Below are 16,607 nucleotides of genomic sequence, written 5' to 3'. Positions count from 1 at the left end.
CCCTCTTTACCCGAAGTATCAATGGCATGACGAACACCGAGATCCGCCCCTTCCGCATCGACATCCCGCAGGCCCAGCTGGACGACCTTCGCTCGCGCCTGGCCCGCACCCGCTGGATCGACGACCTGCCCGGCGTCGGCTGGGAGCGCGGTGTGCCGACCGCCTACCTGAAGGAACTGGCCGGGTATTGGGCCGAGAAGTTCGACTGGCGCGCCGCCGAGGCGGAGTTGAACGCCTACCCGCAGTTCACTGCCATCGTCTCCGGACAGAACGTGCACTTCCTGCATGTGCGCTCGGCTCGAGCGGACGCCACCCCGCTGCTGTTGCTGCACGGGTGGCCGAGTTCGGTGGCCGACTTCCGCGACGTGATCGGCCCGCTCACCGACCCCGCCGCGCACGGCGCCCCGGACGCGCCCGCCTTCCACCTGATCATCCCGTCACTGCCCGGCCACGGTTTCTCTGGCCCGATCACCGAGCCGGGCTGGAACGACGGCCGGATCGCGGCGGCGCTCGCCGAACTCATGGCCCGCCTCGGCTACGACCGCTACGGCGTGCAGGGCGGCGACCACGGCGCCTTCATCGCCCCGGCACTGGGGCGGATCGATACCGAGCATGTCCTCGGCGTACACGTCAACGCGTTGGTGACCTTCCCGACCGGCGACCCCGACGACATGGCCGCCCTCACCGACGCGGAGAAGGCGCGCCTGGGCGCGATGAAGAAGTTCCAGGACGACGGTTCCGCCTACATGAACCTGAAGGGCTCCCGCCCGAACACCATCGCCCAGTTGCTCGCCGATTCGCCGACCGGCCAGCTCGGCTGGATCGTGGAGAAGTACCGCGAGTGGACCGACCGATCCCACGACCTGCCCGAACAGGCCGTCGACCTCGATCGCCTGCTGACCACGGTGAGCATCTACTGGTTCACCGACACCGCCCGCAGCGTCGCGAACCTCTACTACGAGCGCTTCCACGACGCGACCATGTTCGCCCCGAAACCGAAGGGCACCGTGCCCACCGGCGTCGCGGTATTCAAGGACGGTGACTACGCCATCCGCCGCTTCGCCGAGCACACCCACAACATCACCCATTGGTCGGAGTTCTACTCCGGCGGGCATTTCCCCGCACTCGAGGTGCCGGAGCTGCTGATCGGCGACGTGCGCGAGTTCTTCCGGTCGCTGGGCTGATTCGGGGGAGTCGGAGCGGGCAGGCAGTGGCGACCGCCTGCCCCACGACGGGGCGAGAAGACTAGTCCGCGATCTGATTGCACGAGCATTCTGGAACGGCGACGACGCGCTGCCCTAGGAGCCTCATTTGTCCAGCGTCGCTAGCTCGGGCTATCTCAGCTCACGAATCAAGACATCGAATATCGGTGCGTCCGGCCAACTCGGTTTCGTCACACCTACTCGGAACCATCCCCACCGCAGGTACGCCCCATAAGCGCGGTGATTCTCCGGCTCGACCAATAGCGTCGCACGCCGTTCCGCCCGGCTGCTCAACAGCGTATCGTGCAGCTTCCGCGCCAAGCCGCGACCGGTGTATTCGGCGCACACCATGATTTCCGACAGCGCGAATGTCCGGGCGCCATCCTCGGCGGTAAATGTAGCGCTGTCGCCGAACCCATCGTCCGGCTGAAAATTCTTCCACCACGCGGCATTCGGACGCAGCGTCCACCCCCACGTCTGCCCCGCGGGCGTCCCGCCGACATACGCCATGACCATCGCGAACACACTGCCGCCCGCGGGGGCGGTGTAGTTGTCGAATCGGTGCATGAACTGATCAGGCGCATCGAACGGATCACCGGAGGCGATCGCGTCGACGTAAGACCGGCGGTAGATGTCTTCGACCGTCGCTCTGAGTTCACGCGCCTCTACAGCGTCGAGATGTCGCCATTCGATATCCGGAAGGTTCACACCGTAATCCCTGTCTATGACGTGAGCGAAGCGGTTCCGGAACTCCCGACGTCCAGCAAGCAGGCACTGCGAAAGGACTCGCTGTGCCTTCGGAAAGGTTACCTAGTCGCGGGAGCACGGTCGCTCAGGCTCAACGAGCCCGGTCAGCCGCGATCGATTCCGCACCAAGCGGCAAGACCCCGCACACTCTCATTGCTCCGTGCGTCGTCGCGAGCGAGAACGCGAATCGTCTCGTGGACCATGGGGTGGTAGCGGGTCTGGGTCGGCGCGATCTCTTTGGCTTTACGCAAGGAGTTGAGAGCTTTGGTGCGGTCGCCATGGAGCAGGTATCCCCGGGCCAAGTCGATGTAGTGGTGGCCCGCGCGCTCACGTGGCGTCGTAGCCGGGAGACGCACACGTTCGGCGCGCTTCACCGCTTCGGTGCCGTCCATCATCTCGACGGCCAGCCCGACCGACCAGATGTCGACGTTCGTGACGCCGAAGCACAGTCGGTAGTCGTCCCGGTCGCCACCGATGCGGTCGGCGGTCTCTCGCGCTTCGGCGAGGTGATCGTCGGCGACGTCCCGCCGTCCCGCGCGGGCTGCGGCGAGACCCGATTTGAGGTGGAGGTTGCCCCACATGCTGAGAACAGCGGGGTCGTCGCCGGCGATGTCGGATTCTATTGCCGCGCGGCTGGATTCGAGGAAGCGCAGGGCAGTCGACCAGTCGGCCGTGCAGATCAGCTCGCCCGCGCGCTGATAATCACCCGCGAGCACGGCCAGTTGGTCGTCGGTTTGCGCGGCTGCCCATTCGTACCGCTCGACGCACAACGAGGAAAGGTCGATATAGCCGAGCTTGTACACGAGCTGTCCGGTCGCGGCGAACGTTTCGGCGAGAAGACCGAAGATGCGCTTGCGCTCGGCTCCGGTCGCGCAGTGCCATGCCACGCGGAGGTCGGCTAACAGGCCCGGCAGGAGCGTGCCGAGGTCACCGAGGTTGACCGAGTGCCGCAGTTTGGACGCCTTCGCGACGTCAGCGGCGAGTTCGCGCTCGGGCCGTGCGTTCATGGTGCCGTCCGGCTCGATCTTGTACGCGGCCAGTTCGCGTCGGATTCCGGCTACGCCGGCATGCACTTGCTGTTCGTCGCGAGTCTGGCGCGGGTAGGGCTGCTCGAGCAGGTCGGCCGGGTTCACGCGCAGAGCACGTGCGCATGCCGCGACGAACGCCGGGGACGCGGGCGCGCGGCCGCGCTCCACCTTCCGGACCAGACTCGCCGAGAAGTTGGCCTCCCGCGCGAGTTTCTCCTGGCTCCAGCCCGCCAGCTTCCTGGCTACGCGTACTTTGTCGCCGACACCGGACTCCTGGGTCATCGTCATCACGCATTCCATTCCACAGACTTCTTCATCCCCAGAGTGGCAAAACTTTTGCCGCTTCGCTGTGTTGTCGTTCCGTCACAGTCTGTTCCGGCCCCGGCGCCGGGCGAGCACATCCCTCGTCGACAGCGCCGACCGCGTTGCCACCGTCCGGGATCCCCGGCGCCGGGTGCCACACCACATCGACGGAAGAGGGGCGGACATGGCGGAAATCGCGCTCGGCTACATCCGGCTGGATCGGTCCGGCAGTGATCACGCGGGTGAGGAGCGCGCGATTCGGGCGCTAGCCGAGCGGAGAGGCTATCGCGAGCCGGAAGTGCTGGTGGTGGATCGGGATGCGCTGATGCCGACGCTGCTGCTCGTGCAGACGATCCGCCGGGTGGGCGCTTCGGTCGTCATCGCTCCGACTCGAGAGCACATCTGGACGGCCAGGCGCGGTCTCACGGAAGAGGTGACGCTGATTGTCGTCGCGCCCGAGCAGGTGTGGGAGCGGGGACATCGGTGGGCGCCGTTCGGCCCATCGGAGAGCGGGGTGGGGTCTTGATGTCCGGCTGGTCCGAGGTCGGCACAGCGCTGGTGGTGGGAACCGCGGTGGTCATGGTGCTGCTGACGGTCTTCTTCGCCGCGAGCAGATGGTGGCGCAGGCCGTTGCGGGGTCCGAGCGTCTATCACATCGCCGAACGGGTCGGCCATGAACAATTGTGCCTGCTGGGCTGGCCGCCGTTGGGCTGGCCTGCGGTAGAACCGAGAGACGGCCCGGAGTTCGGCCCCGGCGACGCGCACGCGCTCATGCAGGTGCATCTCGAGTGCGACGCGGAGGAGTGCTCGTGGAAATGCGCGGCGGTGGAGACCTTACGGACTGCCGGTCGCATGCGGCCGAGTAAGTACCCGCGCCGCCCGCGTCCCTCCCAACGCGGGAGCGAAGCGCTGCCGTAGAACGGTGAGGGGCGGGCGGATCGAGTGCCGCGTGACAGTTCGCATCCGCATCCTGGTGATTCTGGTGAGAATCCCGCACTCGATTCGCCTCTGCCCGGCAACAGCATCTGGCTCAGCGGTAGTAGCAGCCGCTGTCGAGGTCCTCGACGAGACCGGGCCCGCTGGGCGTCCAGCCGAGCAGTGAGCTGGTGGCGTCACTGCTCGCGGCCATGTCCGCTCCGAAGAACCTGCCGAGCCAGCCGAAGTGCTCGCCGCCCTGCTCCGCCGGTATCGAGACGACGGGCAGACGGAGCCCCCGTCCGATCACGTCGGCGATGTCGCGGGCCGGGATGCCGGTCTCGGCGGTGGCGTGCAGGACGGTGCCGCCGGGAACCCGCTTGTCGAGCGCCAGCCGCACGATGCGCCCGGCATCGCTGCGATGGATCGCCGCCCAGCGGTTGGTCCCGTCGCCGAGGTAGGCCGAAACCCCTTCGGCGCGAGCGGCCGCCACGAGTCCGGCGATGAAACCATGGTCACCCTCGCCGTGCACGGTAGGAGCGAAACGCACGACGACTGTGCCGACGCCACGCTCCACGAACTCCAGCGCGAGGTTCTCGCTGCCTCCGCGCAAGGAATCGAGACCGTGGGCCGGTGAGCGGTCTTGTTCGGTGGCCACACGGCCGGGAGCGAGCAGGGCCAGAGCGGAGGCGAGCACGAACGGCCGGTGCGAACCCGCGAGGACGTCGCCGATGGCCTGCACGGCGTTGCGCTCGGTCCGGTTGGTCAGGGCAGGATTCGCGAAGTCGTGCTTGTTGGCGAGATGAACGACGGCGTCGGCCTCCGTAGCGCCGGTGCGGATGCTGTCGAGATCGTCGAGGCCGCCGCGCCGCGCCCGGGCTCCTTTCCGCTCCAGCGCGGCGGCCGAGTCGCCCGAGCGGGCGAGTCCGGTGACCTCGTGACCGGCCTCCAGCAACTCGTCGACCACGGCCGAACCGATCCACCCGGTCGCTCCGGTGACGAAGACGTCCATGTCGATACTCCTTCGTGTAGGTCCGCGACTACCTCGCGGATTCGATCCGGCGGCTCGAAGCCACCGGTGTTCTGTGGTGCAGGCGGACGCCCGTCACTCCCGGAGATTCGATCGGCGTGCGGGGTACCCGCTGGTCGGCTGGAGGCGCTGATAGGGCGACCGGTGGTTGCGCCGGCGCATTGGGCGAAGCACCGAATCGGCTGGGATATTGACCTCATGGCGATTATTTGGGGGAAAGCCGTCCGATGGGTGTCGGACTATCAACCGGGCGTCATCGAGGTCGAATTCACCGACGTCGACGGTGTCACGCACAGCCTGATCGACAAGCTGCCGATCTTCGGCGCACCTGACGACCTCGGTCCCGATTCGGCGTACCCGGTGCCGGTCGAGATCGGTGTCACCGTCGTCGAACAACTCGGTGACGCGACGGTGATCGACCTCGGGTCGGAGGCCCAGAACACCGACCGCACCCGATACGTCGTCGCGAGCGCGGATATCGTCCCCTGATCAACCGACGACCGGGCTACTCCGCCGGGACAGCAGCGACTGCAGTACGACGAGCCCGCCGAGGACGAGTACGGTCACGCCGATCACGCGGAATCCGGCGTCCGCGCCCGAGACGAACGCCGTGACGACCTCGCCGGCGCGATCGGGTGCGGTCGTGGCGAGGGCTTCGGCCACGGTGTGCGGGGAATGGTCGGCGCGGATGTCCGGTGGTAGCGCGGCGGCGAACCGCGCGGTGAGCACCGTGCCGATGACCGCGACCCCCAGGGCGCTGCCGAATTCCCGTGTGGTGGCTTGCAGTCCCGCTCCGACTCCGGCCTGCTCCGGCGGCAGCGAACCGGCGATGGCGCCGGACAGCGTCGGAAGTGCCAGCGCTACACCGATTCCGGTGATCACGAGCCACGCCGCGTATGCGAGGTAGGATGTCTGCGTGCCGCTCGCGGACAGCCCCAGCAGCCCACATCCGACGAACGTGAAGGCCAGTGCGATGGTCGCGTCGAGGCCGATGCGTCCCGACACGCGTCCGGCATGTCGTGCGCCGAGGATGATCGGGACGGTCAGCGGGACGATGCCCAGCCCGGTGCGCAGTACGCCGAACCCCTTGCCGTACTGGAGGAACGACGCGTTGACATAGAACAGCGCGAACATGCCGAAGAAGACCGCCGTCATGCCGAGGCAGGCGCTGCGCAGGCCGGGCACGCGGAACAACCGGGGATCCAGCAGCGGATGCTCGACCTTCAGTTCCACGACCGTCCACGCGGTGAACAACAAAGCGGCACAGGCGAACCCGGCGACGACGACCGTGCTGTTCCACCCCGCCTCCGGCCCTTGGACGATGCCGAGCAGCAGCGCGACCGACGCACCGACGAGCAGGACCGCGCCGAGCGGATCGAGGCGGCGATCATGGCGCGCCGACACCGGCGCGATACGTCCCACGAGCGCGGCGAGAACCAGCGCGATCGGCACGGCGGCGGCGAACAACCACCGCCACGAGCCGCCCGACAGGATCGACCCGCCGCCGACGTTGCCCACGACTCCGCCGATGCCCGTCATCGACGCCCAAGTGGCGATCGTCGCGCCCTTGCGTTCGGCGGGTACGGCGTGCAGCAGGACCGACAGCGTGTTGGGCAGCACGGCGGCGGCGCCGACACCCGTGATCGCGCGGCCCGCCAGAAGCACGGGCACACCGGGTGCCGTCGCCGAGATCAGCGCGCCCACCGCGAACAGCGCCAGACCCGTGAGCAGCACTCCCTTGCGCCCGAAGCGGTCCCCGGCAGCTCCACCCGGGATGACGAGGCAGGCGAACACGATCACATAGGTGTCGACGATCCACACCAGCGTCGACGCGGACGGACGCAGCGTGCTCGAGGCGAGCATCGGGACGGCGAGGTTGATCGCGGCGACCATCCCGACGACGAGGACTACGCAGGCGCACATGATCGCGAGCAGACCACGCTGTGCGGCGGGACGGGACGGGTCTCGCGACAACGCAACGCGATCCCGGAGCATGACATTGAACGGCATGTCCCCGACGGTAGGGATCTCGATGAACTTCGTGCCACGCAACTTCGACAATAGATACTTGCGTAGGATGCAACTATGCCCGAGCAGCTGGATCTGAACCTCCTGCGGGTGTTCGACGCCCTGCTCCGGGAAGGCGGCGTCACGGCGGCTTCCGAGCGCTTGCATCTGTCCATCCCCGCGACCAGCCGAGCGCTGGGCCGGTTACGACGGGCGATGAACGACCCGATCCTGGTGCGCGCCGGGCGTGGGATGGCTCCGACGCCGTTCGCACTGCGCACCGCGCCGCGGGTGCGGTCACTGCTCGACGAAGCGTCCGCGTTGATCAGCGCCGATCGCGAGATCGCGATCGGCGAGCTCGAGCGCACCTTCACCATTCGCATCAATGACGGCGTCGCCGCGACCTTGGCGACGACGGCGGTCGATGCCACGGCCGCGCTCGCCCCCGGCGTGGTCCTCCGTTTCGTCACGGAGGGCAGCGAGAGCGCCGAGGCCCTGCGCGACGGTTCGGTCGATCTCGACATCGGCGTCGGTGAGGCCGCGGCTCCCGACATCCGCACCGCCGTGCTGTACCGGGAACGAATGGTCGGCATCGTCCGCGCCGACAGTCCGCTGGGCAGGCGCCGTCGCCCGACGTTGCGGCAACTGTGCGGGCATCCCCACGTCTCGGCCTCCCGCCGTGGACGCGCTCGCGGACCGCTCGACGATGCGCTCGACGCGGCGGGCCTGCAACGCCACGTCGCCGCCGTCGTCCCGACTTTCGCTGTCGCCGCGCTCCTGGTCTCCTCGAGCCGTTACGTCGGACTGGTCCCACAGCGACTCGCCGAACAATACGGCCGGACGCTCGGCATTCGCTGGTTTCCCCTTGCCGCGGACCTGCCGGAAGTCGAAGTGCGCCTGCTCTGGCATGCCCGGCTCGACGCCGATCCGGCCCAGCGCTGGCTGCGCGACACCATTCGCGACGCGTTGTGCGAGCCCGGCGGCGGGAAATCGGCGGGGGCCGTTCGCACGCCCGAGTGACACCGTGTCGTCGCCTCCGAGCAGGTGCGGCCGATGCACGACAGCCGAATCGACGCGAATGCGGGGTGCCAGGAGGATTCGAATCAATGCCGTCCGGTCGCGGCGGTGATACTTTGAACGCCGAACCGGCCGGGCACGGGAGTTCTGTGACCACGATGGTCGATCAGGCGCGGCGCTCGGCATCGTTTTAGTACCGTTCGACGGACCGGTTGCCGACTGTCGGGGCGGTGGGGCGGGCAGCGGGGTGAGGTCTGATGAGTTCCGTATGGCGCGGGCGCATGAGACGCTCGGCGCGTGACATGGCGGGGTCCGCCGACAGCGCGCGGGACGGAAACGCTCGCTTCGTCCCGAGTCCGGCGCGGGTTCGCGAGGTCGAGCATCGCACCCGCCTGCTGCTCCAGCGCATGAAGGTGCGTGAATTGCCGACCATGCGCCAGCTGATCGAGCGCTATTGCGAATTCACCGGCGCGACAGTGCTTCTGCAGGAGAAGTTGCTGCCGGTCGATTGCTTCTTCGCGATCACGTTGAAGCTTTCGGCGCCGCCCGACACCTACGTCATCGCGTATCAGAAGGCGACACCCGCCTGGCATCAGGACCACGGGATCGGGCACGAGTTCGGGCACATCATCGCCGGGCACTACGAGACCGGGAACGTGCACCGCCATTCGGCGATGTCTCCGGAGCGGGAATGGGAGGCGGAGTACACGGCGAACCTGCTCGCGCGGTGGGGGTACGAGGTGGGCAGGGTGCTCGATCGGCAACGCGCGCTGCGGCCCTTACAGCGGGCCGAAGACCTGTCACTGCCGTTGCAGGAGAGAATGGGCTGGCTGTGATCTACATACCGCACGGGTGGCTCATCGCGGCGTTCGCCGCCGCCATGATCTGGAAGTCGAGTCAATACCGCCGCAACAAGGACGTCGCTCTTCTCGCGGTCGTGGGGGCCTTCTTCTTCCTCGCGTCGGGGTATGCCTTCGGCGAGTACGTCCAGAACCGCCCGGACCCGTGGTTGCTGAGCGCGATGGGTTACGAATTCGTCGGGACCGTCCTGCTGGTGGGAGCCAAGGCCTGCATCGTCGCGTTCTTCGTGCTGGCCTCCCGGCACACCGCCCAGACGAAGAAAATACTGGTCGGGCTCGGTATCCCGCTTGCCGCGTCGATCATCGTCATGGCCGTGTGCGCGGTCGTCGCGGGCCCCGGCGCGAAACCCTACGGATTCGCCGACCCCGCCGTGGTCGGCTTCAATCTCGGGGAGAAGGTGAGCACGTTGCCGATCGGGATGTTGATCGTCTTCTACTGCTTCGCCTATCTGCGTTTGCTCTCGGGGACGCCGGCCCACGGAATCGTGCTCGCCGCGATAGGTGCGGTGTCGATGCTCGCCGCCACGGTGACTTTCACCGTCCAGCTCGGGTACTACGCGGCATCGGAACGGCCACCGCGAGCGCTCGTCGCGCTAGGGCGGTGGGAGGTCTATCTGGGGCAGCTCGTATTCCTTCTGGGTGTGTCCTGGTATGGCTTGGTGATGCGGATACGAGCGGTGGCCGTCGGCCTCGCGGCATTGCGTGACGTTCTGTTGCTGTGGCGGCTGTGGCGTTTCGCGGTCGGCGTGATCACCCGGTTTCTTCCGGAACGGCGGATGCCCGCCTTCCGCGTCCGGCAGCCTTTGGCGGCCGTCATGGAATGGCGGCAGGCGATGATGGTCGACATTCGTGATGCGCTGATGCTGCTCAGCCCCCAGATCGATCCGACATCGACCGCCACCGTCTCCGGTTACGCGCGTGAACTCCAGCGCGTCGCCGCGGCCAATCGCGAGCGGCCGGTGCTGTACGGCGAACCACACCGCGCGGCCGTGGACCAGGCTGATACGTTCGATGCCGACCGCAAACTGCTCGTGGACTTGGCGGCCCGCCTGGGGGAGAACATGGTTCGGGTGCGTCGGCAATGGGCTCGGCCCACGGCGAAGGTGTGACCGCATGTTTCGAGCGGAGATCATCGGTTGCGGTGTCGGAGGGGCGTGCGCGGCCCTGGCGATGGCGAAAGTCGGTGCGCGGGTGCAGGTCTATGAGACCGCGGCGCGCACTGCCGAGGTGGGCGGGTGGGTCACCCTCGGCCCCGCGGCGTCGACCGCGCTCGATCAGATCGGCCTGGGCGAAATGGTCAGAGCGGCCGGATTCCCGGTCGTCGGCGTCAGCACCGTCGACACGCTCACCGGGCGAACGAACTCCTTCGCCCGGACCGAGCCCGGTCATCGCTGGTCCAGCACCCACATCTGGCGCAAGGATCTCCTGGCCTTGTTGCGAGAACGCTTGGACGAAGCGGACATCCCGTGCGAATACGGAACGCGGGTCGATCCCGGCTCGCGCACGGCTGATCTGCTGGTCGGCGCGGACGGTGCTCGTTCGGCCACGCGGCGCATGCTCGGTGATGCAAGAGAGCCCGCCTACACCGGCCAATCGATCCGCTACGGTCATTGCCCGGTCGTGGTGCCCGGGCTCCCGACGCACGTCCTGCACTTCTGGTCGCACCCCGAAGGGGTAGCGGGCTATGTGGGGGACGACCGCGATGGATCGTTCTGGTTCAGCAGGCGCAGCGTCGCGTCCGGCACGGCGGTCGACCCGGAGGTGTTCCTCGACGCGCTGCGGGCCACCCCAGTGGTGCGGGTGCTGGAGCGTTCCGAGGTGAGCGCTCCGATCGCACTGTACGAACTCGAACCCGAGGGGAGCTGGCACAACGCCGACACCGTCCTGATCGGCGATGCGGCGCATGCCGTTTCGCCTGCGGCGGGGCGTGGCGCGACCTCCGCCATCGAGGATGCGATCGTTTTGGCGAAGACCCTGCGCAGCGCGGACTCCATTGCCGCGGCGCTGGAGGCCTATACGGAAGTTCGCCGCCCGATCGCGCAGGCGACCTATCGGCCGGGCCCCGCTCCGAAAGTCTCGGCTGCGGATCTGCGGCTCTGACACGAGCGACGGCCGACCCTCAGCCCTCGGTTTTCTCGTCGTCCTCCGCGGCGGCCGGTCGGCGATAGAGTTCGTGCTGCTGGAGATCGCGCAGGATGTTGCCGACTATGGCGCCGAACGTCGACCTGCCGAGTTCGTTCAAGGTGCCGAGTTCGGACAGGCGGAAACCGATCGCCTCCACGCCCGCCTCGGAGAGCTCCGCGGCCAGCCGCGATTCGACGTCCGCTTGCTGCGCGGCCGCGCCGTCGAGGAATTCCCGAACGTCGACGCCCAGTGCCACGGAAATCCCCTCGACCGTGCGGAAACTGGGGTTGCGGACTCGTCCGAGCCGGATGTGCGAAACCTGGGCCGGGCTCAGTGGATAACCGAGCGCGGTCGAGCGCTCGGCGATGTCTTTGTTGGAGTAGCTGCGTGAATCCCGCTGCTGGGCAGCGGCGATCACCCGATTCAGGTGCCGCGCGATGGGGCCGGCGTCCTCCGTCGGCTCCTCGCTGGTCTCATATCCCTCGCCGGACACGACCTGTGCCACCAACCTCCCGATTCGGCCCCGTCACCGTGCGAACATGGTATCCGCCGGTAAAGGATCAGAGCGCAGCGGCTAGTCGCTTAGCGCTTTACAATCGGATCCTATCGCTCTACGCTCGTATCCGAACCGATTACGGAGATGTCACCGGAAGCCGGCTTCGTGTATCGACTGTGGAGGGGATAGCCGATCCACGAAGCCGGCGGCGACGAATCGGGGAAGCCGAAGGCATGCTCAGTCCATACGACTCAGCCGGGCGATGATGGTCGCGGCCATCGAGGCCGGGTCGCCATGGTCGGGCCGTAGGACGATCTCGGCTTCGCTGGGTGCTTCGTAGGGGTCGTCGATGCCGGTGAAGCCGCGGATCTCGCCCGCGCGGGCTTTGGCGTACATGCCCTTGGGGTCGCGGGCTTCGCAGACGGCCAGTGGTGTGTCGACGAACACTTCCAGGAACGGGATGTCTGCCGCCTGGTGGCTGTTTCCGATCATGGTCTAAACCGGTCGGGTCGGGTCGGGTCGGTACCGATGACGGAAACGACCCGACCACATATCAACCCACGCGCTGGGCGAGCCTCAGCTCGACACGTCGGAGTTCTGCCTTGTAATTCTCGAGAGTCATCGGTTCGGCGGGAGCAATCTCGAAGTGTTCTTTGTCCCGCCCAGTTTCACGCTGGGTGATCCTCAGCGTCGAGGGGATGCTCATCACCGCGTACGCTCCACCGAAGCGTTCGACCTTCGACGCGTCGCGGTGGATTGATACACCATGAGTCACTTGTACCAGGCCGTCCCGAATTTTTACGTCCATGTCCCTGGGCTCCAAGCTGGACCCGCCACGGTAGTAACCCAGACCGACGGGATAGTACCCACCGGCCGCGACGAAGGGTGGTCCGTCGACACCCGGTGCCGCCAGTGCGGGGCCTTGTGTCGATCCGGTGGTGACGAAGGCGACGAGAAGTAGGATCGTCGAAAGGATTTTCCGAATCATCTAATCTAGCTCATCCTCGGTCGCGTGGTTGGCCGTGTCTATGCATGCGTGGATATCCACTGCTCATTGGATAACCTCGTATTTGAACGTGCCGCGTGCGCTGCCCGGCTTCTTGCACGACAGCGTGACCCGAGCGTCGTCATTCCTCGAAATGGTGAACACATGGCTCGGGTCGGGTTGATATGAGCAGTCGATCGAGACCCTGATGCGGTAGGTTCTTTCAGAACTGAGGTTGTAGCATCTCACCTCTATGTCGGTGTCGCTCTTGCGATCCGACTTGCACTCGAACGGTGATGGAACTGGCTGTGCGACAGCCTCCTGCGCCGTAGCTGCTTCGCCCCCGAATGCCAGTGCGGCGATACTGCAGAAAATCGCAATAGTACCGATGACTTTCATCAATGCCCGCCTTCACGTGTGACGTTTACGCAGAAGGTCGATCATCGGCGAACCCCCCCGTAAACCCTCCCAGTTGACACGCCCCGGCAAGAGGCGTCGAAAATGACGGTATCGCAGGTCCGGTTGACTGTCAATCGAAATGTATTGCGGGCCAGAATTTTCGAATTAATGTCCCGATCGAGAAGGATGGAATCCGGCGTCTCTGCGTGCCTGGGTTCGAGTCGACGTCACGTGCGAGGAGGGGTATCTGGAGCATTCCAGTCGCAGAGCCACTCGAAGACATTGAAGGCATTGCCTAGTATGCCCATCGCTCCCAGCGTACGGAGTGAGCTCGGGGCACCTGAGTGAGCCACAAAATCGAGCCGAGACCGAACGTGAGCAACGAGATCGATCCGAGGGCGATGGGTGTGGTGAACCCCCTCATATCAGTCCACGTCGCCGGCGAGAAAGTCCACCACCACGGCAGCGTCTGGATCGTCCATGATGTAAGCATGGATAATGCTAGTGCTACCAGCCTGGGCAGATATACGCAAGCCAACAGGCCGATTCCGAAGAAGAGCGAGGTGTCGAAGCCTGCGCGTACGACCCCTCCCAGTGGGATGCCTTGAAGACGGATCGCGCAGATTATCGGAGCCGCCAGAGCGACTGCTAGTGACACGACTTGCGCGCGTTCTCGCACAAACCGTTTGCTGGATATCGTGTGTTCATGCGATTCGCCGAGGCGTGAGCCTGTGGCGACGATCAACGCTCCGGCCAAGATGATCGGGACGAGGCGGGCAGGACTGATGCCGACGCCGTGTTCCAGTCCGTACAGCCTCGGTATTTGTTGATTCGCAAGCGCGATCAGCGGAAAACATGCAATGACGAAGGGCGCGGCATCGATCGTCGTTCGCATGCGGAGGTACTGGCCAAGTGGCATCACCGATGCCCAGCGCTTTCGAGCAAGCTGGGCACCGATGTGGCGTCGCAGTCCACGATGGCTCGATATGCTTTCGACATATAAGCGAACTGGTTCTCCAGCGGCCAACCGCGCACACGCTCAGCGGCAAGGTACTCATCCGTTGGTCTTCCATCGCTGTAGCGTGAGACCAGGCCCTCGGCCTCGAGCGGAAAATTGGTGAGCCATCGCATGTAGATCTGGTTCAGGGCCAGGTAGTCCGCCCGAAGCGCGGCATCGCCGGGGCATTGTTTCGACTGGTCCGAGCCGATACACGAAGTACTTTCCACCGGTACCCGACTCAGTATATTGACGATACCTTCTTGCACCGTGCGGAACGGACAGATCTTCGCCGTCGCGTCGGTGGTCGCGCCGGATACGCTCAGTCGTCGGGGGGGTGGGTAGCCGGTGTTCCGCATAGCCGTGGTAAGTCGGGGTAGCGCATGCTCCAATGCGGCCAGCCGCTGAGTGTCCTCTGCCCAAGAGCACACTTGCAATTCTGTGCCGACACAGATGGGTTCGGCCGCGGCGGCCCGAGGTTGCAGCCAGGCGCTACCGCCAGTGACTACCGAGGCTGCGATCGGGAGCACGACCGCGACCGATAGTGCCGCACCAATGGTTGCCCACGAACGTCGGCGCAGGGTAGTTGCGGCGAGGATCGAGACTACGACGAGGAAAGTGGTGACGATGCCGGCGACTGTCACCGCTGAATCCGGCGACAGCTCGACGGCATAGGATGGCAGCGAGGCCAGTTGCCGACCGGCTAGCAACGGAAATCCGATATGCCCGTCATTGGCCATGACCGACCCCACGGACAGTAACAGCATGGCAGCCGTCGCGATGAAGACCGCAGCAGCCTTGCGTACCACGGTGCCGACTGCCCATCCCACCGTAACGCAGAACAAAAGCCACACAGCACCGTCGATCACGACCGGAATCTTCGGAGATCCGGCGCCATCGCCGGTGAAGCGGTAGACGACTAGAATCGCGTAGTCGATGAAGAACAGCGCCATGACCACCGCGTACAGGCGGATCAGGTCGCGCAGCGCGATCTGCAATCCACTTCGTGCCGATGCCTCCATGCGAAGTCGGAGTGGCCATCGTTGCGACACCCACGCCGAAATTGCGGCGACTCCAACGCCGACCATCAGGGTTCGGCTCGCAGTTGAGACATCGATACCGGGCCAGTACCCACTGAATTGTTCGATGGGGTCGGCGATTTGCATGAAGGCGAGAGACAGCGCAAACAGCGCAAGAGTCGCCGATGCGGGAATCGGGCGTGCACCTGCGAGGTAAGTCACGAGATTTCTCACGCGGACACCGCTCCAGCGTCTTCCTCGTCGGATGCCAGTTCCATGTATGCCTGCGAGATCGAACCGTACGTTGCTTGGAGACCGGCCGGTGTGTCGTTGGCAACCAATAGTCCGTTGCTGATGATGCCGACCTGGTCCGCTGCTTCGGTGTCCTCGGAAATATGGGTGGATACCAATATGACAGCCCCCTCGCGGCCGTAGGCGCGGATCATCGTGTTCAGGGAATGGCGATGCTTCGGATCCAGCCCAGCTGTCGGTTCGTCGAGGATCAGAATCGACGGTGAATGCACGATCCCGGCGGCGATCAGCGCCCGGCGTTGCATGCCACCGGACAGGTGTCGAATCCGGTCGTTCGCGCGCGCTCCGAGATCCATCCGCTCCAGCGCTCGGCTTGCTGCCGCGACTGATTCCCGACTGGACATGCCGCGTAACCATCCGCAGTAGGACACGAATTCGCGTACACGCATCGCGCGATCCACGTCCAATGCCTGGGGCACCCACCCGATGCGCCGCCGGATGGCTTCCAGATCGCTTGGGTCGGACCAAGAACGTCCGTCGGCGGTGATGCCGCCGGCCGTCAGAGCGAACTTGGTTGCGACCAGTCCGAGTAATGTCGACTTGCCTGCGCCGTTGGAACCGAGGAGCATCGTCACACCTTGCTCGAGCTCCCACGTCACGCCGCGCAGCACCGATCGAGCTCCATAAGAGAAGCTCACATCATTGATCAACAAGCTCATGATTGCACACTATCCCCCATACCAACCCCCACGATTCGCTGAAAGCACAATAGCGCGAGGAATTCCGGATGAACAGCCTATACGAAAGTATTGCCCTCGGTGGCTGTGATCGGGGATCCGCTGGTTGGCTGCGGGGACCACCCGGCGGCCGGCGGAAGCGTTCGCCGTTTCGTGCCGCGGTGGATCGCTGGCATACTGATCAAATGGCCATGATATGGGGGAACGCCGTTCGATGGGTGTCGGATACTCAGCCTGGCGTCATCGAGGTACAGTTCACCGACGCCGATGGTGTTACGCACAGCTTGATCGACAAAGTGTGGATCTTCGGCGCCGACGACTTGAGGTCGGACTCGGCCTACCCAGTGCCCGTTGAGATCGGCGTGGACCTGGTCGAACAGGTCGGTGACTCGACGGTGGTCGATCTCAAGGCGGAGCCGCACAACACCGACCGCATCCGGTACACCATTCCGAGCGCGGATATCGTCCGCTGACTGCGAGGGCGCCGTG

Annotated in this window: 19 protein-coding genes and 1 pseudogene; 9 read left to right on the top strand and 11 right to left on the bottom strand. The window is 65.7% G+C overall.

The window, feature by feature from the left end; translation table 11 throughout:
* Positions 1-26: 26 nt before the first annotated feature.
* Positions 27-1,184, top strand: a complete 1,158-nt coding sequence (locus ACZ6DL_RS22555) for an epoxide hydrolase family protein (protein WP_466053885.1) — start codon at positions 27-29, stop codon at positions 1,182-1,184.
* 150 nt (positions 1,185-1,334) lie between these two features.
* On the opposite strand, the gene ACZ6DL_RS22550 is transcribed toward ACZ6DL_RS22555, so the two are convergent.
* Positions 1,335-1,910, bottom strand: coding sequence for a GNAT family N-acetyltransferase (locus ACZ6DL_RS22550; RefSeq protein ID WP_466053883.1), 576 nt, complete (start codon positions 1,908-1,910; stop codon positions 1,335-1,337).
* Positions 1,911-2,053: 143 nt separating this feature from the next.
* Positions 2,054-3,265, bottom strand: coding sequence for a helix-turn-helix domain-containing protein (locus ACZ6DL_RS22545; protein WP_466053882.1), 1,212 nt, complete (start codon positions 3,263-3,265; stop codon positions 2,054-2,056).
* A gap of 199 nt (positions 3,266-3,464) precedes the next feature.
* On the opposite strand from ACZ6DL_RS22545, the gene ACZ6DL_RS22540 reads away from it, so the two are divergent.
* Entirely contained in the window at positions 3,465-3,806 is a 342-nt protein-coding gene (locus ACZ6DL_RS22540) for a hypothetical protein (RefSeq protein ID WP_466053880.1), read from the top strand.
* Complete coding sequence (locus ACZ6DL_RS22535) at positions 3,806-4,198, top strand: hypothetical protein (protein WP_466053878.1); 393 nt, start codon at positions 3,806-3,808, stop codon at positions 4,196-4,198. Before ACZ6DL_RS22540 ends, ACZ6DL_RS22535 begins: the two co-directional genes overlap by 1 nt.
* 112 nt (positions 4,199-4,310) lie before the next feature.
* On the opposite strand, the gene ACZ6DL_RS22530 is transcribed toward ACZ6DL_RS22535, so the two are convergent.
* Positions 4,311-5,207 (bottom strand): SDR family oxidoreductase, encoded by an 897-nt coding sequence (locus ACZ6DL_RS22530; RefSeq protein ID WP_466053877.1) that lies wholly within the window; start codon positions 5,205-5,207, stop codon positions 4,311-4,313.
* Positions 5,208-5,423: 216 nt separating this feature from the next.
* Between ACZ6DL_RS22530 and ACZ6DL_RS22525 the strand changes: the two genes are divergently transcribed.
* Complete coding sequence (locus ACZ6DL_RS22525; RefSeq protein ID WP_466053875.1) at positions 5,424-5,714, top strand: hypothetical protein; 291 nt, start codon at positions 5,424-5,426, stop codon at positions 5,712-5,714.
* On the opposite strand, the gene ACZ6DL_RS22520 is transcribed toward ACZ6DL_RS22525, so the two are convergent.
* Positions 5,715-7,235 carry an MFS transporter gene (locus tag ACZ6DL_RS22520; RefSeq protein ID WP_466053874.1) on the bottom strand — a complete coding sequence of 507 codons (1,521 nt, stop codon included), beginning with the start codon at positions 7,233-7,235 and terminating at the stop codon, positions 5,715-5,717.
* 75 nt (positions 7,236-7,310) lie between these two features.
* Between ACZ6DL_RS22520 and ACZ6DL_RS22515 the strand changes: the two genes are divergently transcribed.
* From ACZ6DL_RS22515 to ACZ6DL_RS22500, 4 genes are all read left to right on the top strand, one after another.
* The gene (locus tag ACZ6DL_RS22515; protein ID WP_466053872.1) at positions 7,311-8,252 is read left to right on the top strand and encodes a LysR family transcriptional regulator; all 942 of its coding nucleotides are present in this window, start codon (positions 7,311-7,313) and stop codon (positions 8,250-8,252) included.
* 278 nt (positions 8,253-8,530) lie between these two features.
* A complete protein-coding gene (locus tag ACZ6DL_RS22510; RefSeq protein ID WP_466053871.1) occupies positions 8,531-9,085 on the top strand; it encodes a M48 family metalloprotease in 555 nt (184 codons plus the stop codon).
* Positions 9,082-10,218, top strand: coding sequence for a hypothetical protein (locus tag ACZ6DL_RS22505; protein WP_466053869.1), 1,137 nt, complete (start codon positions 9,082-9,084; stop codon positions 10,216-10,218). The genes ACZ6DL_RS22510 and ACZ6DL_RS22505 overlap by 4 nt, the downstream gene beginning before the upstream one ends.
* 4 nt (positions 10,219-10,222) lie before the next feature.
* A complete protein-coding gene (locus ACZ6DL_RS22500) occupies positions 10,223-11,209 on the top strand; it encodes an FAD-dependent monooxygenase (RefSeq protein WP_466053867.1) in 987 nt (328 codons plus the stop codon).
* A 19-nt stretch (positions 11,210-11,228) separates the two neighbouring features.
* Here ACZ6DL_RS22500 and ACZ6DL_RS22495 read toward each other — a convergent pair whose 3' ends face one another.
* From ACZ6DL_RS22495 to ACZ6DL_RS22465, 7 genes and pseudogenes are all read right to left on the bottom strand, one after another.
* Complete coding sequence (locus tag ACZ6DL_RS22495; protein WP_466053866.1) at positions 11,229-11,738, bottom strand: helix-turn-helix domain-containing protein; 510 nt, start codon at positions 11,736-11,738, stop codon at positions 11,229-11,231.
* Between the two features lie 228 nt (positions 11,739-11,966).
* A pseudogene (locus ACZ6DL_RS22490) lies at positions 11,967-12,206 on the bottom strand (adenylyl-sulfate kinase); the annotation flags it as partial.
* A gap of 76 nt (positions 12,207-12,282) precedes the next feature.
* Entirely contained in the window at positions 12,283-12,717 is a 435-nt protein-coding gene (locus ACZ6DL_RS22485) for a hypothetical protein (RefSeq protein ID WP_466053864.1), read from the bottom strand.
* Between the two features lie 63 nt (positions 12,718-12,780).
* A complete protein-coding gene (locus tag ACZ6DL_RS22480) occupies positions 12,781-13,113 on the bottom strand; it encodes a hypothetical protein (RefSeq protein WP_396985143.1) in 333 nt (110 codons plus the stop codon).
* Between the two features lie 295 nt (positions 13,114-13,408).
* Positions 13,409-14,008, bottom strand: a complete 600-nt coding sequence (locus ACZ6DL_RS22475) for a hypothetical protein (RefSeq protein ID WP_396985145.1) — start codon at positions 14,006-14,008, stop codon at positions 13,409-13,411.
* A 23-nt stretch (positions 14,009-14,031) separates the two neighbouring features.
* Positions 14,032-15,363: a hypothetical protein gene (locus ACZ6DL_RS22470; RefSeq protein WP_466053861.1), complete on the bottom strand. Its 1,332-nt coding sequence runs from the start codon at positions 15,361-15,363 to the stop codon at positions 14,032-14,034.
* Positions 15,360-16,100 carry an ABC transporter ATP-binding protein gene (locus ACZ6DL_RS22465; protein WP_466053859.1) on the bottom strand — a complete coding sequence of 247 codons (741 nt, stop codon included), beginning with the start codon at positions 16,098-16,100 and terminating at the stop codon, positions 15,360-15,362. Before ACZ6DL_RS22465 ends, ACZ6DL_RS22470 begins: the two co-directional genes overlap by 4 nt.
* Before the next feature lie 203 nt (positions 16,101-16,303).
* Here ACZ6DL_RS22465 and ACZ6DL_RS22460 point away from each other — a divergent pair, with 203 nt between their 5' ends.
* On the top strand, positions 16,304-16,591 hold the full coding sequence (locus ACZ6DL_RS22460) for a hypothetical protein (RefSeq protein WP_466053857.1): 288 nt from the start codon (positions 16,304-16,306) through the stop codon (positions 16,589-16,591).
* Positions 16,592-16,607 lie beyond the last annotated feature (16 nt).

The organism is Nocardia sp. NPDC041819 (genome assembly GCF_055590505.1).
This window is presented reverse-complemented; position numbering and strand designations above follow the sequence as displayed.